Here is a 25,803-nt window from a genome sequence, read left to right on the forward strand (position 1 = left end):
CATCAGGAAATTGCGATGCGGCGACAAGATCAGCCCGCGGTCGCTGCCCCTTGCCCGGACGGCATTCCCCCGGACTGCGCTCCCCCGGATTGCGTGCCAAGAATTTCGGTCGTCCCGACACGAACGGCAGCCCCCAGATATTTCACATATTCGATGAGGAGCACGCGCAATGTATCGCCTTCCGCAACCCAGCTGTGTTCGCGGCGCTCCCCGTTCACGACCGGATAGGGTATGAACACGACATCCTTCATCCGATAGGACATTTCCAGCGTGCTGCGCGGAATATGGTAATTGTTGGTGACGAGGATCACGCGATGATAATTATGGGCGCGGATCCAGCGCTCGCTTTCGGTGGCATTGCCGATGGTGTTGAGTGCCGACCGGTCGAGATCGACGCAGCAATCAAACAGGCTCTGGTCGGCATGGGTCGCGCGTTGCAGCGCCTTTTCCCCCGTCGACGGATGAACGCCGCTGATGAGCAGGCGCTTTCCGCGCTTGTCCTTCAGGAGATCGATTGCCGCCTGGATTCTGGACTGGCCGCCGGTCAGAACGATGATCGCATCGGCAGGCTCGTCGATGACCGGAGGCTGCATGCTGGTGACTTTTTCACCGAACACGACAAAGCCGGCGAGAAACGCCAGAACAATGACAAACAAAACGATGGAAACGGGCTGAAAACGTCTGAACATGCGCATCATGACAGACCATAGGAAATTGCCGGACGCAAGTGCAAAGGATTGCAGGTCAACGCGGTTCCGGCTGCGGCGCCAGACCACATCTCCTGCGAAAAATCCGTTTGCTGTCTGCCTCTGTGCCGCTGCATCGTCATTCGACCGGTGCCCGCCCGCTGGCGCTTGCGGGATTCGCGTACCATCTCTTCTTCCATCATAGCCGGCATTGCGGCGAGATATCGGAGAAGCAGCCGAAAATCGCGTCCTGAAAGCGCCGGTATCGGAGACGGTCTTCATTCGGAGCGTACTCCCGGACCGTCCATGGTCGCAAGCTGGCGGATCACCGTCAGGCGGCTGGTCAGCATGGTCAGGAAGCTCACCAGAATGATGATGACGCCAGCCCCGATATAGCCGTCGCGCCCGATGGCGAAATTGCCGAACATGGCGGCGGCCTGATCGCCCTCGGGCGTTGCCATATGGCTCGACGCCCACCAGGAAAAGATCAGGAAGACCAGCATGGCCGCCGCCCCGCCGCACAGGGCGCCTTTCAGCGCCGTGCGGAAGAAATGCCATTCGAACTCCCGCGCGACGAATTTGGATTCGGCGCCGATGAAATGCAGCACCTCGATAATGTGGCCATTGCCGGACATTGCGCCGCGCGTGGCGAAAATGACGGTCAAAACGGTTGCGGCGATCACAAGCGAAAGAACGGCGGTTCCGACCAGCACCGTGGTATGCGCCATGGAGACAAGCCTGTCGACCCAGGTGCGATGATCGTCGAAGGTCGCAGCCGGAATGGCGCGTGTGATTTCTGCCCGCATGATTTCGAAATCAGGCGGGGCATTTTCATCGATCGTCACCACGACAAGACGCGGCACGGGCAATTCATCAATATTGAGACCACTGCCGAGCCATGGTTCGAGCAGGCGCGCGGTCGCAGCCTTGTCGATAATGCTGGTGCCCTTCACACCGGCAAAACCGCGCGCGATCTCGCTTGCCTCAGCCAGCGCCTTTTCCATGTCCTGCCCGTCGACAGGCCGGATCTGGATCGTGGCTTCGCGCGCGATCTGGCTCTGCCAGGCGGCGGCCGAGGCGCGAACCAGCGTCACGCCGCCCATCGTCAGGCATGCCAGGAAGGTCATGATGGCAATCACGATGACCAGCGCCGTGCCGGTCACGCTCCCATCGGGAACGATGGGGCTTGGCCCCTGGCGCTTCCGGCGCTTGCCGATGCGCACGAGCAGCATGTCCTTGAGGTCTTCCAGACGGACCCGGATATCATCCAATGTGCGTCGCCAGGCGTTCCTTGCATCAATCATAGATGTCGAGCCGCCCATGTTCGAGGATCATGCGCCGCGCATCGACCTGATCCATCAGGGAAAGATCGTGGGTCGCGATAATCACGGCGGTGCCGGAGCGGTTCAGCTCGGTGAAAAGGCGCAGGAGACGCTTTGCGAGCGGCGGATCGACATTGCCGGTCGGCTCGTCGGCCAGAAGCAGTTCCGGCTGATCGATGAGCGCGCGGGCAATGGCGGCGCGCTGTTTTTCACCGCCCGAAAGAACCGGCGGCAAGACATTCATGCGGTCGCCGAGCCCAACCCAGTGCAGAAGTTCCTCCACCTCATGGCGATAAGTGGCCTCCTCCTTTCCGCGCACACGCAGCGGAAGCGCCACATTCTCATAGGTGGTCATATGGTCGAGCAGGCGAAAATCCTGAAACACGATACCGATGCGGCGGCGCAAAAGCGGGATTTCCGCATGATTGAGCCGCGCGACATCCTTGCCGAAAATATTGATAAGGCCGCGCGTCGGCTTCAGCGCCATGAAGAGAAGGCGCATGAGCGACGTCTTTCCCGCCCCGGAAGGGCCGGTCAGGAACTGGAATGAACGCGGCGGAATATGGAAACTGACATCGCGCAGGATCTCAGGACCCATTCCATATCGCAGGCCGACATTCTCAAAACGTATCACCGACTGTTTCTCTTAAATTGCCCATGCGCTGCAAGACGCACGGATGACATCGATCTCGGATCGACCTTTATCCTCTATGGTTAATGTTGCGTTAAATCCGCCCGAACGGACCTTAAAAAATGCGTAACCTTTGCTGCGGCCATGAAGCATTAACCATTATGCGCCAGTGTGTGGCGCCAGCCGAAGGAGCAAAAAACGCAAAGGAAGATGACGTCATGATGGCGGAACGCCCATCGACAGCGCAGATGTCGCGTGCGTCTTCGCGCGCAGGCGGTCCCGCGGCATGGTTTGCCAGCGATGCCGGGCCGGTCGAGGACGCCGAATTCGAAACCGTCATTCCAGCCTCCCCCGCCCGGAAATCCTTTTCCTCCCGCATCGCGCAAAAGGCGTTCCGCACGCCGGAACATATGCGGGAAACAGGGCTCCAAAGCCAATGGCCAGGCTTCGGCTATTGGGTTTTCGTCGCCCTTTGCGCAACCACGGCTTTCTGGGTCGCGGGCGGTTATACGCTCCTTGCCGACAAGCCTTCAGCCGTCGGCACCCCGACGCTGCCGCTCGTTTCGGCGCTCCAGCTTACCGATCTGAAAACCAGTATCGGCGCACGCGACAAGGGTGATGTTCTCAGTGTCGGCGGACGCATTCGCAACCCCACAACCGAGGAACGCGCCGCGCCGCCGCTGATCGTCACGATAACCTATAGCGACGGCAGCAAACGCGAGCGCCGTCTGGCGCCGGGCGAAGCAATGCTGAAACCGGGTGCGCATATCGACTTCGAAACGATGCTGCCGGCCCTGCGCGGCACCATCGAAAAAGTCGACGTCCGCCTGGGCAGTCCCGCCTGAAATTCCGGCTACTGCCAGCAGCCGAGATTGCGGCCCTTGAGATTATGCGCGTCGATATCGACCACAAGGCGCGGATCTTCACGCAGGAGAACCAGCGTCGTGCGCTGCTTGAGATCGATCTTCTGCCAGCCTGCGCATTCGGTCGGCATGGGCGTGCTGTCGATCTTCATATTTTCCGTCCATGCCGTCGCGGTGCAGCCCGACAGGGCTGCAACAATCGGAACGACTTTGACGGCCCCCAAAACAAGCCTTTGCGCCTTCGTCCCAGGATGAATGTTCAAGGCTGACAACTCCAATCTGCCCCGCGAAATCACCTGCCAATCGCTTTTGCACTGGCCGCGTCGCCCGTTCGACAATTGTGCTTATAACGTGCCGCCCTCCCTCTGCGCAATATGGCCGGGCATCTGGCCACCGCTGAAAGCAAGCCGGACCGTCGGCACTTGCCGTTTTCCGGGGGAAATCGGAAGGAACGCATAAAAGCAAATTCGCATACAAGAATAGTATATTTTGAATTGCTTAAATAAAGCGGGAAAATCCACAGAAAACAAGCAGCCGATACAAAGTTAAACATGATTGTTGAAAGAAAAAGACGATTATATGCTTCTGGATAAATGATTCGCATGCGGCAGTTTCACTACACCAACCCTGGGGATTTCCATGTTGAATAAATTGTCGGCCGAATTTTTCGGAACATTCTGGCTTGTTTTCGGTGGCTGCGGCAGCGCGGTCCTCGCCGCCGCCTTCCCTGAACTGGGCATCGGCTTTCTCGGTGTCGCGCTGGCTTTCGGCCTGACGGTGCTGACCATGGCTTATGCCGTGGGCGGCATTTCCGGCGGCCACTTCAATCCCGCCGTCTCATTGGGCCTGATGGTGGCCGGTCGCCTTCCGGCCAAGGACCTTATCCCTTACTGGGTCGCACAGGTTCTGGGCGCGATTGCAGCCGCAGCCGTGCTCTTCCTCATCGCTTCCGGCAAGGAAGGCTTCTCTGCGGGCGGCCTCGCCTCGAACGGCTATGGCGAACTTTCGCCGGGCGGCTACAGCATGATGGCGGGCCTGCTCATCGAAATCGTCCTGACGGCCTTCTTCCTCATCATCATCCTGGGCTCGACCTCGTCGCTTGCCCCGGCTGGCTTTGCGCCGATCGCCATCGGCCTCGGCCTGACCCTGATCCACCTGATCTCGATCCCTGTCACCAATACATCGGTCAATCCGGCCCGCTCGACCGGCGTTGCGCTCTTCGCCGATACGGCAGCGCTCAGCCAGCTCTGGCTGTTCTGGGTGGCCCCGCTTGTCGGCGCGGCTATCGGCGCGATCATCTGGAAAGGTCTCCTCGGCAAGGATTGATCCGAAGCGACACATACGGAAAGGCCGGTCCAACCGGCCTTTCCGCCTTCACGACTGCCCTGCGATCATCCCGGACGGCCCATACAAAACAGTTCACAAAAAATGGTTCCGATCATGGGAAGGATGCTGTAAGAAACATCCATCTTCCTGTTTTCGCGCATCATCCAAAGCAGAATCGCTTTTGCTGGAAATGCTTTAGCCTGTAGTGAGCAATGTCCCCCTCCACCGATGCTTCTCCTGCGGATCGTTACGCCGCGTTCCGGCACTCTGCCTTCAAAAAATACTGGGGCGCCCGCTTCCTGAGTGCATTCGCGGTCCAGATCGTAAGCGTGTCGGTGGGCTGGCAGATCTATGATCTCACCCGCGACGCCTTCAATCTGGGCATGGTCGGGCTGGTGCAGTTTCTGCCGGCCCTGCTGCTGGTTCTGGTAACAGGCGCCGCCGCCGACCGCTTCGGCAGACGCTTCATCATGGGCCTTTCGCTCATTCTGGAAGGCGTGGTGACGGCCCTGCTGCTCGGCCTGACCCTTGCCGGCCTGTTCGAGCCCCTGACCGTCTTTGCAGCATTGACGCTCTTTGGCGTGGCGCGGGCCTTTCTCGGGCCGTCTTCGGCATCGCTCGTCGTCAATCTCGTGCCGACCGAGGATTTCGCCAATGCCGTGTCGTGGAATTCGTCCGCGTGGCAGGTGGCAACGATTGTCGGTCCCGTTGCCGGCGGTCTTCTTTACGGCATTTCGCCGGTCGCGGCCTATTCCATCGCAACGGTCTTCCTGCTGGTCGGCTCCTTCCTGATCTTTTCCATTCCGAAGCCCCGGCAACATACGCTTGCCGAACAGCGCTCGCTGACGAGCATGCTGGCCGGTTTCCGTTATATCTGGAAGGAGAAGATCGTCCTTGGCGCGATTTCGCTCGACCTCTTCGCGGTGCTCCTCGGCGGAACGGTGGCCCTGTTGCCCATCTACGCGCGCGACATTCTCGATCTCGGCCCCTGGGGCCTGGGCCTGCTGCGCTCCGCCCCAGGCATCGGCGCGGTCTTGACCGCCCTCTGGCTGGCCGGACATCCGATCCGCGACCATGCGGGCCGCGTGATGTTCCTGTTCGTCGGCCTCTTCGGCTTCTTCAACATTATCTTCGGCGTCTCTACCCTGACATGGCTGTCCGTCATTGCCCTGGCGCTTGCCGGTGCCGCCGACATGATCAGCGTCTATATCCGCGAAACGCTGATGCAGCTGTGGACGCCCGATCACGTGCGCGGCCGCGTCAATGCCGTGAACATGGTCTTCGTCGGCGCATCGAACGAACTGGGCGAATTCCGTGCCGGTCTGATGGCCGCCGCCATCGGCGCTGTCCCCGCCGTGGTCATCGGCGGATTGGGATCGATCGCCGTGGCCGTCATCTGGGCGGCCATGTTCCCGCAATTGCGCAAGGCCCGCCACCTGCAAGGGCGGACCTGACGGGTCGAAGAATGAGGAAGTCAGGGCGCAGGCGTGCTGCGGTTCGCCTTGTCCATGCGGTCCTGAATGGCGTTGCGGTCGTCTTCGCGGATGCCGACGAGTTCGGCCACCCGCCACATCACATCCGCCTCGACTTCACTCACCTTGCCATCGGCATAGACCATGTCCCACATCAGGGCGACCAGATCGAGCCGGGCCTGATAATCGAGCTGCCGCTTCAGGACCGAGGTAAAATCCGACAGGTCTATGGCTTCCTGATCGGCTTTTTCCGCAGCACGGATCAGCTGTTTCAGGCTGTCGCCTTTCAGGTCATATTTTTGCGACAGCATCGAGGAGAGCTTCTTGCGCTCGCTTTCACGCGTTTCACCGTCGGCATCCATGATGTGATAAAGCAAGGCGGCGGCGGCCAGCCGCGGATCGTCATTGGAAAATTTTTCGCTCCGGTCACGAAAACCGTTTGCGGGGAGTTCCTTTAAAAAATCCAGAAAACGATCGAACATTCACCCTCGCTGCCACATTCACTGCACGCGGACCGCCATTTCGGCTCCGGCATATCGATTAGCAATATCGAAGGTAACGGGCTGAAGGCGTCAGGCAAGGCGATAAACGGTCTTGCACAGCCGTTTATCGCCCAAGAGCAGCGCCGCGTTGTTTTTCGGCAACGCTTCTGCACGCCCGGATCAGAAAAGCCGCAACCCGCTCTGGGCTTTCTGGGGAGGTGCGCTTTCGTCAACACCCGGATCGTCCACCACGATATGCGCGCGGTGCGGTGCGGCCTCTGCCTCCCCGTCAGCCGCCACGACGTCGGTGACAGGCGGCTTTGCCTCATCGGCCTTTTGTGCCGGAGCGGCAGACGACGGTTTGACAGGCTCGGCAGCCGGAATGACGACTTCGGCGTCCTCCACCACCCGGACAGGCGGAGTTCTCTCCACAGGGGCCGATACACCCGGCACGGAAACCTTGTCTTTCGGTTCCGCCAGCACCGGCGGACTGACCGGCTTTACCTCCACCGCCCCCCTGATTTCGGGCTTGTCCGCTTCAATGGCTGGAGCAAGCTCCACGACGGGAACCTTCCATTCGAAACTGTTGAGCCGCCCCGTGACCGGCGATACCGGCGACCATTGTTCGCAAACATAGCCGTCGGCGGTCCAGGCGGGATCGCGCGGGGCCTTGACCGCACGCGCCAGCCATTCACGAACCTTGCCCTGATCGCCGGTTTCGGCTTCTTCAATATCGGCAAGCAGCAGATAGGCGCTCTCGCGGGGCGACGCGCGCAGAACCTGCTCCGCATTGTCGCGGGCAAAACGATAATCGCCAGCCTCAAAGGCAGAACGCGCCAGGACGAGACTGCCCTCGGCAGTGTTGGAGCGCAGCGATACGAGGTGCTTCGCACGCTTCAGCCGATCCTGTGCCGTATCGCCCGACCGGGCATGGACATAGGTTGAAGCAATGTCGGGATGGGGAAACCGCTTCCAGGCCGCTTCCAGAATTTTGGAGCCTTTCCGCACATCGCCATCGGCGAAAAGCGCGCGTGCGGCAACCACGGCGGCCGGCACCAGATCGGGTGCGAGCTTGTTGGCCTCCAGCGCCAGCGCCCTTGCCTGCGCGTGATCGACATCGGCGACGGCCATGGCCTTGGCGGTCAAAAGCGCGGCGCGCTCCTTCTTCACCACATCCTTGCCATGGGCGAGCGCCTGCTTGCGCGCATCGACAAGCTTCAATGCCGCATCCCAGTCGCCCTCGGCGCAAAGCTGGCCCATCATGGCCGACGAGGCCCATTCGAGCTGCGGCGCCTGGGCGGCAGCTTCGGCAGCATAATGATTGGCGGCTTCCCGCGCGCCGACACGCTGGGCTTCGATATAAAGCCCACGCAGACCGAGCAGGCGTGTCTCGGGGTCTTCCACCATCGCCTCAAAGCCCTTGCGGGCATCTTCCGTGCGGCCTTCCAGCATCGCGGTCTGCGCTTCCAGAAGCCTGATCAACGGCTCCTGGTCGGAACTGAGCAATTTGCCCGCCTGCCGGGTCATGCGGCGCGCGGCTTCCGCATCCCCGGCACCGGCTGCGATCAGCCCGGTCGAAAGCGACTGATAGCCGCGATCGCGCTTGCGTGCGCGAAAATGCCGGCGCAGCGTGTAAGGCGACTGGATAATGCTTTTCACCAGCCACCACAGGATGAGAATGGCCGCGACAAGGGCGACAATCCCCGCAACGGCGGTTATCAGGGGCACAGTGTAATGATTGCCCGCGAAGGTGACATCGAGTTCGCCCGGACGGTCGGCAAGCCAGGCAAAACCGAAGCCGAGGGCGGCAACAATGACGAGATAAAACAGGACACGCAGCATCGGCCTGCCTCCTATTGGCCGGAAGAGGCCGCAGCCCCGCCGGTTTCGCCCAGGGACGCCCTGGGTTTCAGGCTGTCGGTGACTAGGCGCTGCACAAGCGCATCCGCATCAAGACGCGCCCGCATCTGATCGGCAAATTCCTGCGAGGTGGCCTTGGCATCGGCAGGCAGTTGCTCCCATTCGCCAAGAGCACGCTCCAGATCGCCCGCCTGAAGCGCGGCCTCCATGCGGGCCGTGATCGGCCCGACCCCGGTGCCGCTGACATTGCCTGCAACCGGGCGCACGCTGACCAGCCCCTTGGCGCTGGCGACAAGCTGGTCCCAAATCCCGGCATCGGCAGGCAGCTTGTTCTGCGTTGCGACAATCCGGTTCGCGACGGCGCCAAACCACGCATTGAGGTCGGCAACGGTCGGCACGCCCTTGTCGGCAAAGGCGCGCAGCTTTTCGACCGGCGCCGCATCCGGCGCGACCGACGCATATGTGTCGAGCTCCGCCTTGAACGAGCTGCCGCGATCGATCGCCGTTTTCAGCGCATTGGCCGCGATGAGCGCCGTTGCGTCGGGCTGGCGCGAAGCCTGCGTGACCTTTTCCTGCAAGGAGGTCAGTTTCGATTCGAGCGATGAAATCGTGCCGCTGTTTCCCGAAACGCCGGCGGTCGCCTCATCGGCCCGGCTCTGTGCCGCGGAAAGCCTGCTCTCCAGCGCGTCGAGTCGCTCGGTCAGCGCGGACGTATCGGCGGCGGCTTCCTGTCCCGCCTCCTTCGGCAGGGCGGCAAATTGCTGCTGGAGATCGGCGAAGGAGCCCGCAACCGCCTCGGCCTTGATTTCAGCCGCCTGAACATTCTTTTCCAGCGCCGCAAGCTGTGCCCGGCTTGCATCGTCAAGGGGGGCGGGCGTCGGATTGCTCCGCAGATCGGCGATCTGCTGCTCCATATGTGCGAGCTGCTCCCCTGTCGCTGTCGCGCCCGGAGACGGAATGACATTGCCCCATTGCAGCGCCAGCAAACCGCCAAGCGCGATAACGCCGCCCGCAACGCCGGCCAGAAGATGCGAGGCCCCGGAACCGCCCTTTTCTACGGGCTGCCGGGCTTCCGGCTTCACGCCGGAGGTAAAGGGCGGTTTGCCATAGGTGGAACTTTCCGGCTTGTCCGCTTTCGCGGATTTTTCGGCGGTTGCCGCCTCCGGCTTCGGCTTTGCGCTCTGCGGCCCGGAAGGCTCCGGTTTTGAGAAGCTTCCCACCGGCTCGGCCGCCGGCGTCGCTTTCGCCGGTTCGTCCACCCGCTTCACGTCCGATGGATCGAGATTGATCGTCACAGGATTACGGGCCGGTTTGGAATGTCGCGGAGTGCCGGGTTTCGCCATGGATCCTCTCGTAAATGCCGATTGGTTGCCTGAAAGTCTAACAGATAAAATCGCCAGATGAAGGAAGGTTGCGCCGAAATGCGTCAAAGTTTGGCAAACAGCCGGAAAAGTCCGTCTTCATCGGGATGGTCCGCCACAAGGGCGTTTGCCCGCCAGATTGGCGGCAGGCGGTCAGCCACACGGCCTGAAATGCACAAAAACCGCGTTTTCTCGTCAAAAGGCGGCTCGATTTCGCGCATTGCTTCCACAAAACCCGCCGCGGCAACGCCCGAATAAAACATGACCGCGACAAAAGGCGCGCCATGCAACACATCCTGAAGTGCGGCGGCGGTGTAGGGAATCATTTCCGTGTCATAGACATCCACGACACACATGTCGCGTTTCAGAGCCCGCATCTCGTCTTCAAACACCGGCTGGCGAACCCGCCCGGCGAGATAAAGAATCCGGGCTTGTCCCGGAACATCGCGGCGCAGGGTGGCCGCCAGACGAACCGCATCGCCGCCGCCATCGATCACCTGCCCGAACCCCGCCTTCCGCGCGGCCTCAGCTGTTCCCTGCCCCACCGCAAAAAGCGGCAAATCAAGAAACAGCTTCAAACACTGCATGTCGATATGATGAAGGGCATTGGCGCTCGTCACCGTCAAGGCGGCAAACGGCCCATCGGGAACGGCAAAGGAAAGCGCAACAGTCCGGCTGAGCGGAAGCAGAACCGGCTCATAACCCCTCGACGCCAGTTTTGCGGCGGTCCGGGTGCCTGCCGGTTGCGGCCGCGTCACCAGAACGCGGCTATGGGATGCGGTTTGTGTCCGTCCCGCCAAGTCTATTCCCAGCCCTCGAAGAATTGGGGACCGGCCTTCGCGCGCAAATGCTCTGCTGCTTCAGTACCAAGCGCGGCGGCATTCGCTACCGTACCTTCCGCTCTTATCTCATGCACCTGCGACCCGTCCGGCTTCAAGATCATGCCGTGGAACGAAACCATATCGCCGTTCACGGTCGCAAGACCGGCAATCGGCGTGCGGCAGGAACCGTCAAGCGCGGCCAGAAACGCCCGTTCGCAGGCAAGCGCGATAGCTGTTTCGCGATGCGCAAGGGGGGCTAGCAGCGCATCGATGCGCGTGTCGCCGATGCGCGTCTCGATCCCGATGGCGCCCTGTCCCGGCGCGGGCGGAAAACTTTCCGGATCAACGAGCTCGGTAATCACATCGCCAAGGCCGAGACGGCGCAAGCCCGCGCAGGCGAGAAAGGTCCCGTCGACATCCCCGGCGTCCAGCTTGCGCAAGCGCGTCTCGACATTGCCGCGAAAAATCACCACCTGAAGGTCGGGACGCAGGCGGCGGATCAAAGCCTGGCGACGCAGCGATGACGATCCGACCGTCGCACCCTGCGGAAGATCGAGAAGGCGGGAAGCCGTGCGGCCGATAAAGGCATCGCGGGGGTCTTCACGCTCCAGGAAAACGGAAAGATGAAGACCATCGGGCAGAACCGTCGGCATATCCTTGGTCGAATGGACGGCGAGATCGATTCGTCCTTCCGTCAGCGCCTGCTCGATTTCTTCGGTAAAGAGCCCCTTGCCGCCGATTTCGGAAAGCGCGCGATCCTGAATGCGGTCGCCCGCCGTCGACATCGGGATGATTTCGATGGCTTCTTCCGGCAGGCCATGCGCCTCGATCAGGCGGCGACGCGTTTCATGGGCCTGCGCGAGAGCAAGCTTGCTGCCGCGCGTGCCGATCTTCACCGTGCCATTCTTCAAGGATGCTGTTTGCATATTGCCCCGTCCATGATACCGGATTGCCTCAATCCATTATGAGACAGGCAGGGTCTAACCGCAAATGCGCATTCTTGGAATAGAAACAAGTTGCGACGAAACAGCCGCCGCGATTGTCGAACGGGACGATCGGGGCGAGGGACGGATATTGTCCAATGTGGTTCTGAGCCAGATCGCCGAGCACGAGCCCTATGGCGGCGTGGTTCCGGAGATTGCCGCGCGCGCCCATGTGGAGGCGCTGGACCGGCTGGTGGCCCGCGCGCTGGACGACGCCGGCATGAAACTTGCCGATGTCGATGCCGTCGCGGCGACGGCGGGGCCGGGACTGATCGGCGGGCTGATCGTCGGGCTGATGACCGCCAAGGCGCTGGCCATGGCGGCGCAAAAGCCGTTTTATGCGGTCAACCATCTGGAGGGCCATGCCCTGACGGCGCGGCTGACCGATGGCCTGCCTTTTCCCTATCTGCTGCTGCTCGTTTCCGGCGGTCACACGCAGATGGTGCTGGTGCGCGGCATTGGCGATTATGAACGCCTTGGCACCACGATTGACGATGCGCTTGGCGAGGCCTTCGACAAGACGGCCAAGCTTCTGGGCTTGCCTTATCCGGGCGGTCCGGCGGTCGAACGCATGGCGCTTCAGGGCGATCCAAAGCGATTCGCCCTGCCGCGGCCCTTGAAAGGCGAAGCACGGCTCGACTTCTCCTTTTCCGGTCTCAAGACGGCCGTGCGCCAGACGGCAACCGAACTTGTTCCCCTGTCGGATCAGGACGTGGCCGATATGTGCGCCTCTTTCCAGGCGGCGGTCGCCGACACGCTGTCCGACCGGGTGGGCCGTTCGCTCGAACGTTTCAGACACGAATTCCCCGATTGCGAAACACCAGCACTTGTCGTGGCTGGCGGGGTCGCGGCCAACAAGACCCTGCGCGCCGCACTCGAAACGCTTTGCGCCCGCCACGGTTTCAGCTTCATTGCGCCGCCGCTGGACCTTTGCACCGACAATGCCGCGATGATCGCCTGGGCCGGGGCTGAACGCGCCGCAACCGAGGCGCCCGACAGGCTCGACCTTGCGCCGCGCTCGCGCTGGCCGCTCGATGAAAAATCGGCGCCGCTGATCGGCGCCGGGCGACGGGGAGCCAAGGCATGAGCACGAAAATCGCCATTCTGGGCGGCGGTGCCTGGGGCACGGCCCTTGCGGCCATGGCCTGCAACAGCGGCCATGACACATGGCTCTACGCCCGCGATGACGAAACGGTCGAGGCCATCAACCGCACCCGCCGCAATCCGCATTATCTGGGCGAAATCGCGCTTCCCGACGCTATTCATGCAAGCACGGATGCAGCGGCTGTCGTCGAACATGCGGATGCCGTTCTGGCCGTCATTCCCGCGCAGGCCATGCGCACCGGACTGTCTGAATTGAGTGGCCTCATTCCGCAAGGCGCACCCGTGGTGCTTTGCGCCAAGGGGATCGAACGCAGCACCGGACGGCTGATGTCGGAGGTCGTGGCGGAAGTCCTGCCAAACCACCGGATCGCTGCCCTTTCCGGTCCGAGTTTCGCCACCGACGTGGCGCGCGGACTTCCGACCGCCGTGACGGTTGCCTGCGAGGATGCGGCGACCGCCGACCGGCTGGCAGCATTGTTGTCCGGCCCGGCTTTCCGCTGCTATTCGACAACCGATCTCAAGGGCGTCGAAATCGGCGGCGCGCTGAAGAATGTGCTGGCCATTGCCGCCGGTGCCGCCATCGGGCGCGGCTTTGGCGCCAGCGCACAGGCCGCCCTCGTCACGCGCGGATTTGCGGAACTGCGCCGCATCGGTCAGGCCATGGGTGCAAGGCCCGAAACCATCATGGGCCTTTCCGGCCTCGGCGACCTGATGCTGACCTGCTCGTCATCGCAGTCGCGCAATTATTCCTATGGGCTGGCGCTCGGTCGCGGCGAAGATCTGACCAATCGCCCGCTTGCCGAAGGTGTGGCGACTGCGCCGATTGCCGCCGAATTATGCCGCAAACACGCGATCTCCGCGCCCATCATCGATGCGACGGGGGCGCTGCTTGATGGAAAAATCACCATCGACGAAGCCGTGACCGCTCTTCTCAACCGACCACTCAAGACCGAAGATTAGAGCGCGACCCTGAAAAGTGGGACCCGGTTTTCGGACAGGACCATGCTCGAACGGAAAGGATAATTGACAATGCTTTTTGCTCTTCTGTGCAACGACAAGCCGGACCATCTGCAAGTGCGCCTCGACACGCGCCCAGCGCATCTCGACTATCTCAAGGGTCTTGGTGACGGGCTGAAATTCGCAGGCCCCTTCCTCGGTGAAGACGGCAAGCCGAACGGCAGCCTCGTGGTCGTTGAAGCCGCCGACAGGGCCGCAGCCGAAAAGATCGCCGCCAACGATCCTTATGCGCTTGCCGGTCTGTTTCAGGATGTCACCGTGCGTCCGTGGAACTGGGCGATCAACAATCCGGCCAATGCTTGAGGCTTGTGACTGATGGCTTACTGGCTGTTCAAATCCGAACCGTTCAAATGGTCATGGGACATGCAAAAAGCCCGTGGCGAAAAAGGCGAGCAGTGGGACGGTGTGCGCAATTATCTGGCGCGCAACAACATGCGCGCCATGAAACTGGGCGACAAGGGCTTCTTCTACCATTCCAATGAAGGGCTGGAAGTGGTCGGCATCGTCGAGGTCTGCGCGCTGGCGCATCCCGACAGCACGACCGACGATCCGCGCTGGGAATGCGTGGATATCAGGGCTGTGCGCGACATGCCGAAGCCGGTGACGCTGAAAGATGTGAAAGCCAATCCAAAGCTGGAAAAGATGGCGCTTGTCACCTCCATGCGCCTGTCCGTCCAGCCGGTGACGGAAGATGAATGGATTGAAGTCTGCCGCATGGGCGGTCTGGATGCGAACGACATCTGATGCTCGATCCGGCCCATAAAAGCGCGCGCGATTTCATTCTGGCCAATACCGGCCTGCAAGCGCCGCCGCATGTGCCGGAAATTCGCCTGCATCTGGCCGATGAAGCACACGACCTCTGGCGCAAGACGGAAGAAGAGCTCGCCACGATCGGCCTGCCGCCGCCCTTCTGGGCTTTTGCCTGGGCGGGCGGTCAGGGTGTGGCGCGCTATATTCTGGATCATCCCGAAACGGTGAAGGACAAGACCGTGCTCGATTTCGCGTCGGGTTCCGGCCTTGTGGCCATTGCTGCCATGCGGGCGGGCGCATCGAGCGTCATCGCCTCTGATATCGACCCCTTCGCGCTGCCGGCAATCGAGATCAATGCATCGGCCAATGGCGTGGCGGTTTCCCCTTCCCTCGATGATCTCATCGGGCAGGATGGCGGCTGGGATGTGGTTCTGGCAGGCGATGTCTTTTACGAAAAGCCGCTCGCCGAGCGACTTGTTCCATGGTTTTCAAAGCTCGCGGAACGCGGCGCAAGCATCATCGTCGGCGATCCGGGCCGCGCCTATCTGCCCAGGGAGCGGCTGCAACAGCTTGCCGTCTATACCGTGCCCGTCACCCGCGCCCTTGAAGATGCGGAAGTGAAACGCACCACCGTCTGGGCCTTTGGTTAGGCAAACCGCTTCGCCCCAGCCACGCAGACCACCACCACGGCCGCCGTCGCCACCATGCCCATGCTGACGGGTTCTCCTGCTATACCGGCGGCCAGCATGAGCCCGAAGAAGGGCTGGAGAAGCTGCAACTGGCCGACGGTGGCGGCACCGCCCTGCGCAAGGCCGCGATACCAGAAGAAAAAGCCGATCAGCATTGAAAACAGCGAGACATAGCCAAGGCTGATCCAGGCCGGCGTGCCGATGCCGGCCCATGTCTCGGGGCGGGTCATGACACTGAGCGGCAGCATGACCGGCAGCGCGAACACCAGCGCCCAGCAGATCACCTGCCAGCCGCCGAGCCTGCGCGAAAGTTTTGCGCCTTCCGCATAGCCCAGACCGCAAACAATGACAGCGGCAAGCATCAGCACATCACCCATAAGCGTGGACTGGCTTGCCTGTCCATAGGCATAGGAAGCGACAATCAGGCTTCCCACCACCGAAAACAGCCAGAACATCGGGCGCGGACGCTCGCCCCCGCGCAGGACAGCGAAGATTGCGGTTGCAAGCGGCAGCAGTCCGATAAAGACAATCGCATGGGCGGATGTCATATGCTGGAGCGCAAGCCCCGTCAGAAGCGGAAAACCGACAACCACGCCGAGCGCCACCACGATCAGCGAAATGGCATCGTTGCGGCGGGGAAAAGGCTCCCGGAACACCAGCAGAAGCGCCAGTCCCAGCACGCCTGCAATCGATGCGCGCGCCATTGTCAGGAAGGTCGGATCGATATCGATCACCGCCATCCGCGTCGCCGGCAGCGACCCGGAAAAAATCAATACACCCAAAAACCCGTTAATCCATCCGGCGGTCTTGTTCATTGTGTCTTTTCGGCATTCTCTAAAATCGTATAAGGATTCGGGAGACAATGCAGCGAAACGATCTGAATAATCAGGGACAGTTTGCGGACAATTCTGACAAACTGTACTGGTACAAAGGATAGTACAGATGATTTCGACAGGCCTCTTGCGCAGCCTCGAAGCCGTAGAAGCCGCCTATGCGGGCGGGGAAATCGAGCGTGGCGATGAAAACGCCCCCGCCGACAGGACGCCGCTTGTTGAAAAGGTCATGGGCATCATTCGCGGACGCATCACCGCGATGAGCCTCGCGCCGGGCGCGCGGCTGCCCTCGATCCGCCGCCTTGCGGAAACGATGAATGTCTCGAAATCCACGGTCGTCGAAGCCTATGACCGGCTGGCGGCGGAAGGCATCATCCAGTCGCGGCGCGGTGCGGGCTTCTATGTTTCGGAGCGCGCACGCCAGCCCTTTTCGCTCGCCACCACCATGCCGCACAGGGAACGCCAGATCGATCCGTTCTGGGTCATGCGGCAATCACTCGAAGCAGACCACGCCACGCTTAAACCCGGATGCGGCTGGCTGCCCGACGCCTGGCTTCCGCAGGACGCGATCCGGCGCGCCATGCGCATGATCGCCCGCGACGAGACGAGCAATCTTGCCACCTATGGCGAACCGCTCGGCTTTCGCCCCCTGCGCCAGCATCTTGCGCACCGGCTTGGCGAACAGGGCATCGACGTGTCGAGCGGCGACATATTGCTGGCCGATTCCGGCACGCAGGCCATCGATCTCATCTGCCGCTATCTGTTGCAGCCGGGCGATACGGTTCTGGTCGACGATCCCTGCTATTTCAACTTTCAGGCGATACTCCTGACACACCGGGTAAAACTCGTCGGCGTGCCCTATACGCATACCGGCCCGGACCTCGAAGCCTTTGCGAGAGCGGCCGGCGAACACGCGCCGAAACTCTATATATCCAATGCCGGGCTGCATAACCCGACCGGCGGCTCGATGACCCCGGCCACAGCGCACCGGCTGCTGAAACTTGCCGAAGCGCATGGCGTCACGCTGGTCGAGGACAATATATTCGGCGACTTTCACCCCTCGCCCGCGCCGCTGCTTGCCGAACTCGACGGTTTCGAGCGCGTGCTGCATATCGGCAGCTTTTCCAAGACACTCTCCGCCGCAGCCCGTGTCGGCTATATTGCCGGGCGGCGCGACTGGATCGACGGGCTGACCGACCTGAAACTCGCCACCAGCTTCGGCGGCAATGCATTGTCGCCGCAGATCGTGCATGCCCTTTTGACCGACGGCACCTATCGCCGCCATGTCGACAGCCTGCGCGCCAAGCTGGCCGACGCCATGACGCTCACCGCCAGCCGCCTGAAAGCGGAGGGCCTCACGCTGTGGACCGAGCCGCAGGGCGGCATGTTCCTTTGGGCGCAATTGCCCGATGGGCTGGACTCCGGCCGGATTGCCCGGCATGCTCTGGAGAAGGGCGTGCTGCTGGCACCGGGCAATGTCTTCAGCGCGTCGCGAACGGCAGGCGCTTTTCTGCGCTTCAATGTCGCCCAATCGCTGGAACCGTATATTTTCGCGGTACTGCGCGATGCGATGCGAGAGGCCCGCGCCAAAATCGACGGCTGAAAAACTCCCTCAATATTAGCACCCCCGCATCGAAAACAATTTCAAGCAAAAGAGGCACAGTCATCCGTTCGGCTGCGGTTATACTCGTGCGACATGTCTTTGGAGGAGACATCGCGCAGTTCATCGTCGGTTCCGTGCCGGAAGGCATACGACGGTAATCAGGCGCAGGGAGAACGGAGAGAGCAGGCCGGGGATCTGTCCACGCTTGCTGGGAGGGAATTTCAGTGAATACGCACCAATCCGGGGCGGATGCGCTTTCGCGTCCCGAAGATGAAAAACTGTCTGTCATCGCCAATCTGGCCTATGGCTTCCAGCATGTACTGACCATGTATGGGGGCATCGTGGCGGTTCCGCTGATCATCGGTCAGGCGGCGGGCCTCAACCCCACCGAAATCGGCCTGCTGATCACCGCCTCCCTGTTTGCAGGCGGCGTTGCAACCGTCCTGCAAACCATCGGCATCCCGTTTTTCGGCTGCCAGCTGCCCCTGGTTCAGGGCGTCTCGTTCTCCGGTGTCGCCACCATGATGGCCATCGTCACGTCGAACCAGACGGGTGAAGCAGGCTTGCAGGTCGTGCTGGGCGCCGTCATCGCGGCTGCCGCGATCGGCCTTGTCATCACGCCGATCTTCTCGCGCATCACACGCTTCTTTCCGCCGCTTGTCACCGGCATCGTCATCACCACCATCGGCCTGACGCTGATGCCTGTGGCCGCGCGCTGGGCAATGGGCGGCGACAGCAACAGCCCGGAATTCGGCAGCATGGCCAATATCGGCCTTGCAGGCCTGACGCTCGCCATCGTGCTTCTGTTGAGCAAGATCGGCAATGCCACGGTTTCGCGGCTTTCGATCCTGCTCGCCATGGTGATTGGAACATTCATCGCCTGGGCGCTCGGCATGACGGATTTTTCGCGGGTGGGCGAAGGCTCGATGGTGGCGCTGCCGGAAGTGTTCCACTTCGGCATGCCGGTGTTCAGCCTTGCGGCAACGCTGTCTATGTTCATCGTCATCATGGTCACGCTCGTCGAAACCTCCGCCGATATTCTGGCTGTCGGTGAAATCATCGGGACGAAAGTGGATTCGCGCCGTCTCGCCAATGGCCTGCGCGCCGACATGCTTTCAAGCATCCTGTCGCCCGTCGTCGGCTCCTTCACGCAAAGCGCCTTTGCGCAGAATGTCGGACTTGTCGCGGTAACGGGCGTGAAAAGCCGCTATGTGGTGGCAACCGGCGGGTTGATCCTCATCACGCTCGGCCTACTGCCGGTGATGGGCCGGGTGATTGCCTGCGTTCCTCCGGCGGTTCTGGGCGGAGCGGGCATCGTCCTGTTCGGCACGGTGGCGGCAAGCGGCATCCGCACGCTGTCGAAGGTCGATTACGAAAACAACATCAATCTCATCATCGTGGCGACCTCGATCGGCTTCGGCATGATCCCGATTGCCGCACCGCAATTCTATCACCACTTTCCGACCTGGTTCGAAACCATCTTCCATTCCGGCATCAGTTCGGCAGCACTGATGGCGATTGCGCTCAACCTCATGTTCAACGAGTTCAAACTGGGGAACAGCAACCAGATGTCGGTCTTTGCGGAAGGAACCGAACGCATCATCCGTCATCACAACATCGCGGAGCTGCATGACGGCGATTATTTCCTGAACGGCAAGCTCTACGATGCCAATGGCAATGAGGTCAGAATAGCCGCCGCACACTGAGACAACTATCGCAGGACGCGGATCACGGTCCGGTCGGTCAGATGCGGCAGGAGGCGCGCCATGTCGGCGCGCTTCAACGCTATGCAGCCTTCGGTCGGCATATAGCCCGGCTTTGCCAGATGAAAGAAGATCGCGCTGCCGCATCCGCGACGGCGCGGCGCGATGTTCCAGTCCATGACGATGCAGACGTCGTAGAGATCGTCGCGCCGCCACATATCCTCGTGGCTTGCCGCATAAGGCAGGCGCACCGGGCGGTTGTAATTGGCGTCCGACGGGGCATCGCACCAGCCGTCCAGACGGCGAACGCGCCCGAGCGGCAGCCGTGAGGAGGGCAGCCCCCCCTTGTCGCCGCGGCGGTATCCATAGAGCAGCCGCATGCGCGCCAGCGGCGTCGCGCCATCGCCTTCGCGCTTGAAAGCGCTGATTCCCCCCTTGCCAAGAGCGCATTCCAGCACCAGATTGCCCGCAACAAGCAAGCCGCGCGTTTTGTGGCCCGGCTTGGCCCGGACATCGATGATGCCGATTCCCCGGCTGATTTCATATCTGGCCAAGCCCCCCGCCTCCGTGTCATGCATGTTTAAAACCGTTGATGGCGGGCGCAAAAGCCACTTTCGCGTTTCGCCGCTTCAACTTGCCTTCATTAAGTGCCATAAAACACCAAGAGCCATTTAAATCAAAGAGTAACGAGGACAGGCATGACAGGCCGTACGATACTGATTGTGGACGATGACGAAGATCTCCGTTCCATCCTCGTCGAACAGCTGGAGCTGTGCGAAGAATTCCAGATCCTGCAGGAAGACAATGCCACAAAGGGCATCCAAACTGCGCGAAACGGTATTGTGGACCTCCTGATCATGGATGTCGGCCTGCCGGATATGGATGGACGTGAAGCCGTGAAACTGCTGCGCAAGGGCGGCTTCAAGGCGCCGATCATCATGCTCACCGGACATGATACGGAATCGGATACGATTCTCGGCCTCGAATCGGGCGCCAATGATTACGTCACCAAGCCGTTCAAGTTCGCGGTGCTTCTGGCGCGCGTGCGCGCGCAGCTGCGCCAGCACGAGCAGAGCGAGGATGCGACCTTCATCGTCGGTCCCTATACGTTCAAGCCCGGCCAGAAACTGCTCATCGACGAGAAGGGCAGCAAGATCCGTCTGACCGAGAAGGAAGCGGCGATCATCAAATATCTCTATCGCGCCGGCGACAAGGTTATCGGCCGCGACGTGCTTCTGGAAGAAGTGTGGGGCTATAATTCGGGCGTGACCACGCACACGCTGGAAACCCACGTCTACCGCCTGCGGCAGAAAATCGAAAAAGACCCGTCCAATGCGGCGCTTCTGGTCACAGAAAGCGGGGGATACAAGCTTGTCCCATGATGGACAGCGCCCGGTGCGGGTGTATTGACGACCCATGGCGCTTGACGACGATATTCGCATTCTGGGTACGGTGGGCCTGTTCGAGTCTTTCACGCCCGAACAGTTGCGGCTGCTTGCCTTCGGCGCGGAACGTCTTGTTCTGAGAGCCGGGCGTGAGCTTTTCCGTGAGGGACAAAGCGCCGACTGTGCCTATATCGTGGTTTCCGGCAGCATCACCCTGTTCCATGAAGACGGCGAAGGGCGGACTGCGATCCGCCCCGTCGGTCCCGGCGCCATGATCGGCGAAATGGCGCTGATCGCGCAGAGCGCGCGTCTCACCGGCGCGCTCGCCGAATCCGAAACCGAGGTCATCCGCATCAGCCGCTCCATCTTCCGGCGCATTCTGGAAGAATATCCGGAAGTGGCGGCGGCACTTCATGCGCATATCAGCCGCAATCTCGTGGACCTGATCGGCGAGATTGAAAAGGTCGCGCCGCGCCTGAACGGCGACTGATCGCCTCAATCCAGATCGAATGTCGCAATGACCGGCACGTGATCGGACGGGCGGTCCCAACCGCGCGCGTCGCGAAGGATTTGCAGGCCCTGCATATGCCCTTCCAGATCAGCCGAACCCCAGACGTGATCCAGCCTGCGGCCACGATCCGATTCGGCCCAGTCCTTGGCGCGATAGCTCCACCATGTATAGATTTTCCGGTCCGCCGGAATAAGCTGCCGCATCAGGTCGCTCCAGCCGCCCTTCACGCGCAGGTCCTCCAGCGTTTCGGTCTCGATCGGCGTATGGCTGACGATCTTCAAAAGCTGCTTGTGCGACCAGACGTCGTTTTCGAGCGGCGCGATGTTGAGATCGCCGACGAGAACGGAGGAATGCCCGTCCTGCCGGTCGGCAACGATGGCGCGCATCTCTTCGAGAAAGGCCAGCTTGTGGGCGAATTTCGGATTGATCTCCGGGTCCGGCTCGTCACCGCCGGCAGGCACGTAAAAATTATGGATGCGAAGCTTTTTGCCGCCTGCTTCCACCACCGCGCTCAGATGGCGGCAATCGCCCATGTCGCAAAAGCCGATCTTTTCCACGCCCGTCAGCGGACGGCGTGAAACGGTGGCGACGCCGTGATATCCCTTCTGGCCGCTGATCACGATATGCTCATAGCCGAGCGCGCGAAACCCCTTGGCCGGAAACAGGTTGTCGGGGCATTTCGTTTCCTGGAGACACAGGACGTCCGGCTGATAATCGCGCAGAAACTGTTCGACCAGCGGCATGCGCAGGCGCACGGAATTGATGTTCCAGGTAGCAATGGAAAAGGCCATGAAGAAAGGTCTCGCAGCAACGAAAAGATGCCGCGAACCTAATCATTTATCCGGCAAATGCAAACCGGTTGCACATCACGAACTGACGATTACTGACCTTTGCGCTTCATGGCGATGCGCTGATAGTCGATCTTGAACATATCGTCGGTGAAACGCACGCCTGTGCGCACGTTGAAGATCATCACCGTGGTATCGAGCTTTTGCGCGTCGGTGATGGTCCACTGCTTCAGCTCGTAGGATTTGGGATCGAACATCATGGTGATTTTCGAATCGCCGAAGATCGACTTGTCGCCCAGCACCAGCGTGGTCATGTCCGGCTCCTGCTTCACATTCTGAAGACGGCCGCCGCCGAGATCGATCCGGTCGGCCAGAAGCAGCTTCAAGGGCGTCTTGGACAGCGGATAGAGGTCCCATGTGTCGAGCTTGCGATTGTTGATGACGACCGATTCGCCATCCGAAATCACGCGGATCGGGGAATTGTTGTAGTTGAAGCGAATCTTGCCCGGACGCTCGATATAGAAAGTGCCGCCCGTCTGCTCGCCCTTGGGGCCGAACTGCACAAACTCGCCGGTCATGGTGCGCACCGATGAGAAATGATCCGCAATCTGTTGTGCCGCCGCACCGCCGCCAGCGCCCTGGGCCATGACCGGAACCGGCGCGAGAGCTGCCCCGGCAACGCCAAGGCCCACAGCTCCCATTCCCAGCACGGCTGCAAGACGGCCAGCTTTCGCGAAGGCGGAGAAACGGGAGAACATCATCGGCAAACTTTCTCTTTTCATCATTCTGTTTCACTAGGCCGCCAGTTGGGCGCTAGTATGGCCATCAGAAGTCGTCGTCACCAGCCGGCACCAATATTTCGCGCTTTCCGGCATGGTTGGCGGGGCCGACAATGCCTTCCTCCTCCATGCGCTCGATGATCGAGGCAGCGCGGTTATAGCCGATGCCGAGACGGCGCTGGATGTAGGACGTCGAAGCCTTCTTGTCGCGCAGAACCACGGCGACGGCCTGATCGTACGGATCGTCGGAATCCTCCAGATTGCCGGTTCCAGCCGGGCCGCTGCCGCCTTCGTCATCGTCTTCATCCTCGGTGATGGCATCGAGATATTCCGGCACGCCCTGAAGCTTCAGATGCTGCACGATGCGCTCCACCTCGTCGTCGCCGACAAATGGGCCGTGCACGCGCTGGATGCGCCCGCCGCCCGCCATGAAGAGCATGTCGCCCTGGCCGAGAAGCTGTTCGGCGCCCTGCTCGCCCAGAATGGTGCGGCTGTCGATCTTCGACGTCACCTGGAAGGAAATGCGGGTCGGGAAATTGGCCTTGATCGTGCCGGTGATGACATCGACCGAGGGGCGCTGCGTGGCCATGATGACATGGATGCCTGCCGCGCGCGCCATCTGCGCCAGACGCTGCACCGCGCCTTCGATATCCTTGCCCGCGACCATCATCAGGTCGGCCATTTCGTCGATGATCACGACGATATAGGGCATCGGTTCGAGATCGAGTTCTTCCGTCTCGTAGATTGCCTCGCCCGTATTGCGGTCGAAGCCGGTCTGCACGGTGCGCGCAATCGGCTCGCCCTTTTTCTGCGCCAGGCCGACGCGCTGATTGAAACCGTCAATGTTGCGCACGCCGACCTTGGACATCTTGCGATAGCGGTCTTCCATTTCGCGCACGGTCCATTTGAGCGCGACGACCGCCTTCTTCGGATCGGTGACAACCGGCGTCAGCAGATGCGGAATGCCGTCATAGACGGAGAGTTCCAGCATCTTGGGGTCGATCATGATCAGGCGGCATTCCTGCGGCGTCATGCGATAGAGCAGCGACAGGATCATGGTGTTGATCGCAACCGACTTGCCCGAGCCGGTGGTGCCCGCAACCAGAACGTGGGGCATCTTGGCAATATCGGCGATGACCGGCTCGCCATTGATGGTCTTGCCAAGCGCCAGCGCCAGCTTCGCCTTCGACTGTTCGAAGTCGCGGCTCGCCAGCATTTCGCGCAGGTAAACCATTTCGCGCTTCGGGTTCGGCAGTTCGATGCCGATGGCATTGCGCCCCGGAATAACCGCCACGCGGGCCGCAATCGCGCTCATCGAGCGGGCGATGTCGTCGGCAAGGCCGATGACGCGCGAGGACTTGATGCCGGGGGCCGGTTCAAGCTCATAAAGCGTCACCACCGGGCCGGGCTTCACATTGATGATTTCGCCGCGCACGCCGAAATCTTCCAGCACGCCTTCGAGCAGACGCGCATTCTGCTCCAGCGCATCCTTGGAAAGCGCGGGGTCGCGCTGCACCAGCTTCGGTTCGGCGAGGAAATGCAGCGACGGCATTTCGAAAACGCCATTGTCCTTGAGGAAGGAGGGCTGCGCCTCGCGCTGGGCGCGCGCGCCGGGCTTTGGCGACGGTGCGGCCTGTTCCACACGCGCCTTGCGGGCGCGGGGCGGCGGCGCATCATGCCATTCCTGACCGGCGAGCGGCGCGCCGTCATCCATATCGTCCATATCGAAAGGCGGTTCGTCATCGGCGGCGGCAGGCGCCCCGAAACCGGGTTCCCGGCGCGGCGCATTGCGCGTTTCGGCGTTGCGGCGCACGACGCGCATATCGTCGAAATCATCCTCGCGCGGTCGGCTGCGACGCCCCAACCCTGTCAGGCGCTTGAAATTGGCGGTCGTGGTCAATGCCAGATGGGTGAGCGCACCGACAAGCTGGAGACCGCCACCGGCGGATGCTTCATCATCCTCGTCATCGGCGGCGAAATCATCGTCTTCCGCGCCGCGACGCGCCATGGCTTGCGCGGGATTGGCAACGCCTGCCCCACGCCCGACGATGCCGCTGGCAAAAAGGCAGAGCCAGAAAGCCGGGACGGCAAGGATGAGCGCAATGCCCGATGCAATGGCCCCTTGCGGAAAACTGCCGAGGAAAAGCCCCGGAAACTTCAGGATCATGTCGCCAAAGACGCCACCGAGACCAATCGGCATCGGCCAGCTTTGCGGCACGGCAAAGCAGCTCGCAATCGCTGCAAACAGGAGCGCGGCGCCAAGCCATGCGAAACCGCGCCTGGCCACCCGCCCGATGCCGCCGCGCGTCATCAGCAGGAGCGACCAGACGGCGAGCGGAAGCAAAGCGGGAACGCTCGCCAGGCCGAAAAACTGCATGGCAATGTCGGAGAACACGGCGCCCGGATACCCAAGCGCATTTGTAACCGGATTGTCGGTCGCGTGACTGAAGCTCGGGTCAGCCACATTCCATGTCGCCAGCGCGCCGACAGCCATGCCGGTGAGCGCCAGGAGCCCCAATCCGAACAGGATATAGAACTGCCTGCGGAAGAGATTGGCCAGTTTCAGCCTGTCTTCCGTAATCCGCTCGTCACGCAGCGGGTATGAGGGCGAATATCCTTGCCGCATATAGCCTGTCCCGAACCGAATATTTTTCTGGCCCCTGAGCGGACATGCTCCGGGCACACTGAATCGGTCCGATCCTAAGCGCCGGATGGTTAATTCCTCATTAACCATGCATGCGGCCCGGCAAATAAAGAAAAGGCGCGGTTTCCCGCGCCTTCCGAGAGCCCGACAAGCAGGGAAGCCCCCCCTACCTACTCCCCTACTCCCAGGA

26 protein-coding genes are annotated in these 25,803 nt (G+C 61.4%); 12 read left to right on the forward strand and 14 right to left on the reverse strand.

Features of this window, described 5'->3' with window-relative positions; translation table 11 throughout:
• Positions 1–29 precede the first annotated feature (29 nt).
• Genes AVM02_RS10080 through ftsE form a run of 3 tightly spaced genes read right to left on the reverse strand, consistent with a single transcriptional unit; the run spans position 30 to position 2,606 of the window.
• Entirely contained in the window at positions 30–968 is a 939-nt protein-coding gene (locus tag AVM02_RS10080) for a YdcF family protein (RefSeq protein WP_411506831.1), read from the reverse strand.
• Complete coding sequence (locus AVM02_RS10085) at positions 965–2,008, reverse strand: cell division protein FtsX (RefSeq protein WP_411506832.1); 1,044 nt, start codon at positions 2,006–2,008, stop codon at positions 965–967. The genes AVM02_RS10080 and AVM02_RS10085 overlap by 4 nt, the downstream gene beginning before the upstream one ends.
• Positions 1,983–2,606: a cell division ATP-binding protein FtsE gene (gene ftsE, locus AVM02_RS10090; protein ID WP_235925422.1), complete on the reverse strand. Its 624-nt coding sequence runs from the start codon at positions 2,604–2,606 to the stop codon at positions 1,983–1,985. The genes AVM02_RS10085 and ftsE overlap by 26 nt, the downstream gene beginning before the upstream one ends.
• 251 nt (positions 2,607–2,857) lie before the next feature.
• Here ftsE and AVM02_RS10095 point away from each other — a divergent pair, with 251 nt between their 5' ends.
• Entirely contained in the window at positions 2,858–3,484 is a 627-nt protein-coding gene (locus AVM02_RS10095; protein WP_411506833.1) for a hypothetical protein, read from the forward strand.
• Between the two features lie 8 nt (positions 3,485–3,492).
• On the opposite strand, the gene AVM02_RS10100 is transcribed toward AVM02_RS10095, so the two are convergent.
• Positions 3,493–3,765 carry a hypothetical protein gene (locus AVM02_RS10100; protein WP_411506834.1) on the reverse strand — a complete coding sequence of 91 codons (273 nt, stop codon included), beginning with the start codon at positions 3,763–3,765 and terminating at the stop codon, positions 3,493–3,495.
• 376 nt (positions 3,766–4,141) lie between these two features.
• On the opposite strand from AVM02_RS10100, the gene aqpZ reads away from it, so the two are divergent.
• Positions 4,142–4,828, forward strand: coding sequence for an aquaporin Z (aqpZ, locus tag AVM02_RS10105; RefSeq protein ID WP_411506835.1), 687 nt, complete (start codon positions 4,142–4,144; stop codon positions 4,826–4,828).
• A gap of 212 nt (positions 4,829–5,040) precedes the next feature.
• Positions 5,041–6,282, forward strand: a complete 1,242-nt coding sequence (locus tag AVM02_RS10110; protein WP_411506836.1) for an MFS transporter — start codon at positions 5,041–5,043, stop codon at positions 6,280–6,282.
• Between the two features lie 20 nt (positions 6,283–6,302).
• On the opposite strand, the gene AVM02_RS10115 is transcribed toward AVM02_RS10110, so the two are convergent.
• The 5 genes from AVM02_RS10115 to hemC form a co-directional block, all read right to left on the reverse strand.
• On the reverse strand, positions 6,303–6,782 hold the full coding sequence (locus tag AVM02_RS10115) for a TerB family tellurite resistance protein (RefSeq protein ID WP_411506837.1): 480 nt from the start codon (positions 6,780–6,782) through the stop codon (positions 6,303–6,305).
• Positions 6,783–6,962: 180 nt separating this feature from the next.
• Positions 6,963–8,624, reverse strand: a complete 1,662-nt coding sequence (locus AVM02_RS10120) for a heme biosynthesis HemY N-terminal domain-containing protein (protein WP_411506838.1) — start codon at positions 8,622–8,624, stop codon at positions 6,963–6,965.
• An 11-nt stretch (positions 8,625–8,635) separates the two neighbouring features.
• Positions 8,636–9,985: a mitofilin family membrane protein gene (locus AVM02_RS10125; RefSeq protein WP_411506839.1), complete on the reverse strand. Its 1,350-nt coding sequence runs from the start codon at positions 9,983–9,985 to the stop codon at positions 8,636–8,638.
• An 83-nt stretch (positions 9,986–10,068) separates the two neighbouring features.
• Positions 10,069–10,803: a uroporphyrinogen-III synthase gene (locus tag AVM02_RS10130; RefSeq protein ID WP_411506840.1), complete on the reverse strand. Its 735-nt coding sequence runs from the start codon at positions 10,801–10,803 to the stop codon at positions 10,069–10,071.
• A 2-nt stretch (positions 10,804–10,805) separates the two neighbouring features.
• Positions 10,806–11,750 (reverse strand): hydroxymethylbilane synthase, encoded by a 945-nt coding sequence (gene hemC, locus AVM02_RS10135; RefSeq protein ID WP_411506841.1) that lies wholly within the window; start codon positions 11,748–11,750, stop codon positions 10,806–10,808.
• A 64-nt stretch (positions 11,751–11,814) separates the two neighbouring features.
• On the opposite strand from hemC, the gene tsaD reads away from it, so the two are divergent.
• From tsaD to AVM02_RS10160, 5 genes are all read left to right on the forward strand, one after another.
• Entirely contained in the window at positions 11,815–12,894 is a 1,080-nt protein-coding gene (tsaD, locus tag AVM02_RS10140; RefSeq protein WP_411506842.1) for a tRNA (adenosine(37)-N6)-threonylcarbamoyltransferase complex transferase subunit TsaD, read from the forward strand.
• On the forward strand, positions 12,891–13,871 hold the full coding sequence (locus AVM02_RS10145) for an NAD(P)H-dependent glycerol-3-phosphate dehydrogenase (protein WP_411506843.1): 981 nt from the start codon (positions 12,891–12,893) through the stop codon (positions 13,869–13,871). The genes tsaD and AVM02_RS10145 overlap by 4 nt, the downstream gene beginning before the upstream one ends.
• A gap of 69 nt (positions 13,872–13,940) precedes the next feature.
• Complete coding sequence (locus AVM02_RS10150) at positions 13,941–14,231, forward strand: YciI-like protein (RefSeq protein ID WP_411506844.1); 291 nt, start codon at positions 13,941–13,943, stop codon at positions 14,229–14,231.
• A 12-nt stretch (positions 14,232–14,243) separates the two neighbouring features.
• Entirely contained in the window at positions 14,244–14,672 is a 429-nt protein-coding gene (locus AVM02_RS10155) for an EVE domain-containing protein (RefSeq protein WP_411506845.1), read from the forward strand.
• Entirely contained in the window at positions 14,672–15,328 is a 657-nt protein-coding gene (locus AVM02_RS10160; protein ID WP_411506846.1) for a class I SAM-dependent methyltransferase, read from the forward strand. Before AVM02_RS10155 ends, AVM02_RS10160 begins: the two co-directional genes overlap by 1 nt.
• Here the strand turns inward: AVM02_RS10160 and AVM02_RS10165 are convergent.
• Entirely contained in the window at positions 15,325–16,182 is an 858-nt protein-coding gene (locus tag AVM02_RS10165) for a DMT family transporter (RefSeq protein ID WP_411506847.1), read from the reverse strand. The genes AVM02_RS10160 and AVM02_RS10165 overlap by 4 nt on opposite strands.
• A 127-nt stretch (positions 16,183–16,309) precedes the next feature.
• Here AVM02_RS10165 and AVM02_RS10170 point away from each other — a divergent pair, with 127 nt between their 5' ends.
• Together AVM02_RS10170 and AVM02_RS10175 are read left to right on the forward strand one after the other, a co-directional pair.
• The gene (locus AVM02_RS10170) at positions 16,310–17,803 is read left to right on the forward strand and encodes a PLP-dependent aminotransferase family protein (RefSeq protein ID WP_411506848.1); all 1,494 of its coding nucleotides are present in this window, start codon (positions 16,310–16,312) and stop codon (positions 17,801–17,803) included.
• 224 nt (positions 17,804–18,027) lie between these two features.
• Positions 18,028–19,509 (forward strand): nucleobase:cation symporter-2 family protein, encoded by a 1,482-nt coding sequence (locus AVM02_RS10175; RefSeq protein ID WP_411506849.1) that lies wholly within the window; start codon positions 18,028–18,030, stop codon positions 19,507–19,509.
• 5 nt (positions 19,510–19,514) lie between these two features.
• Here AVM02_RS10175 and AVM02_RS10180 read toward each other — a convergent pair whose 3' ends face one another.
• Positions 19,515–20,060 carry a L,D-transpeptidase family protein gene (locus AVM02_RS10180; protein WP_411506850.1) on the reverse strand — a complete coding sequence of 182 codons (546 nt, stop codon included), beginning with the start codon at positions 20,058–20,060 and terminating at the stop codon, positions 19,515–19,517.
• 144 nt (positions 20,061–20,204) lie between these two features.
• On the opposite strand from AVM02_RS10180, the gene AVM02_RS10185 reads away from it, so the two are divergent.
• Positions 20,205–20,888 (forward strand): response regulator transcription factor, encoded by a 684-nt coding sequence (locus tag AVM02_RS10185; protein WP_006467959.1) that lies wholly within the window; start codon positions 20,205–20,207, stop codon positions 20,886–20,888.
• A gap of 34 nt (positions 20,889–20,922) precedes the next feature.
• The gene (locus tag AVM02_RS10190; protein ID WP_411506851.1) at positions 20,923–21,381 is read left to right on the forward strand and encodes a cyclic nucleotide-binding domain-containing protein; all 459 of its coding nucleotides are present in this window, start codon (positions 20,923–20,925) and stop codon (positions 21,379–21,381) included.
• Between the two features lie 5 nt (positions 21,382–21,386).
• Here the strand turns inward: AVM02_RS10190 and AVM02_RS10195 are convergent, their stop codons facing one another.
• From AVM02_RS10195 to AVM02_RS10205, 3 genes are all read right to left on the reverse strand, one after another.
• Positions 21,387–22,193 (reverse strand): exodeoxyribonuclease III, encoded by an 807-nt coding sequence (locus AVM02_RS10195; protein ID WP_411506852.1) that lies wholly within the window; start codon positions 22,191–22,193, stop codon positions 21,387–21,389.
• Between the two features lie 89 nt (positions 22,194–22,282).
• Complete coding sequence (locus AVM02_RS10200) at positions 22,283–22,975, reverse strand: outer membrane lipoprotein carrier protein LolA (RefSeq protein WP_411506853.1); 693 nt, start codon at positions 22,973–22,975, stop codon at positions 22,283–22,285.
• Between the two features lie 40 nt (positions 22,976–23,015).
• Positions 23,016–25,595 (reverse strand): DNA translocase FtsK, encoded by a 2,580-nt coding sequence (locus AVM02_RS10205; protein ID WP_411506854.1) that lies wholly within the window; start codon positions 25,593–25,595, stop codon positions 23,016–23,018.
• Positions 25,596–25,803: the final 208 nt, after the last annotated feature.

Source organism: Brucella anthropi (genome assembly GCF_046630315.1).
In the GTDB taxonomy this organism is placed as follows: Bacteria; Pseudomonadota; Alphaproteobacteria; order Rhizobiales; family Rhizobiaceae; genus Brucella; species Brucella anthropi_A.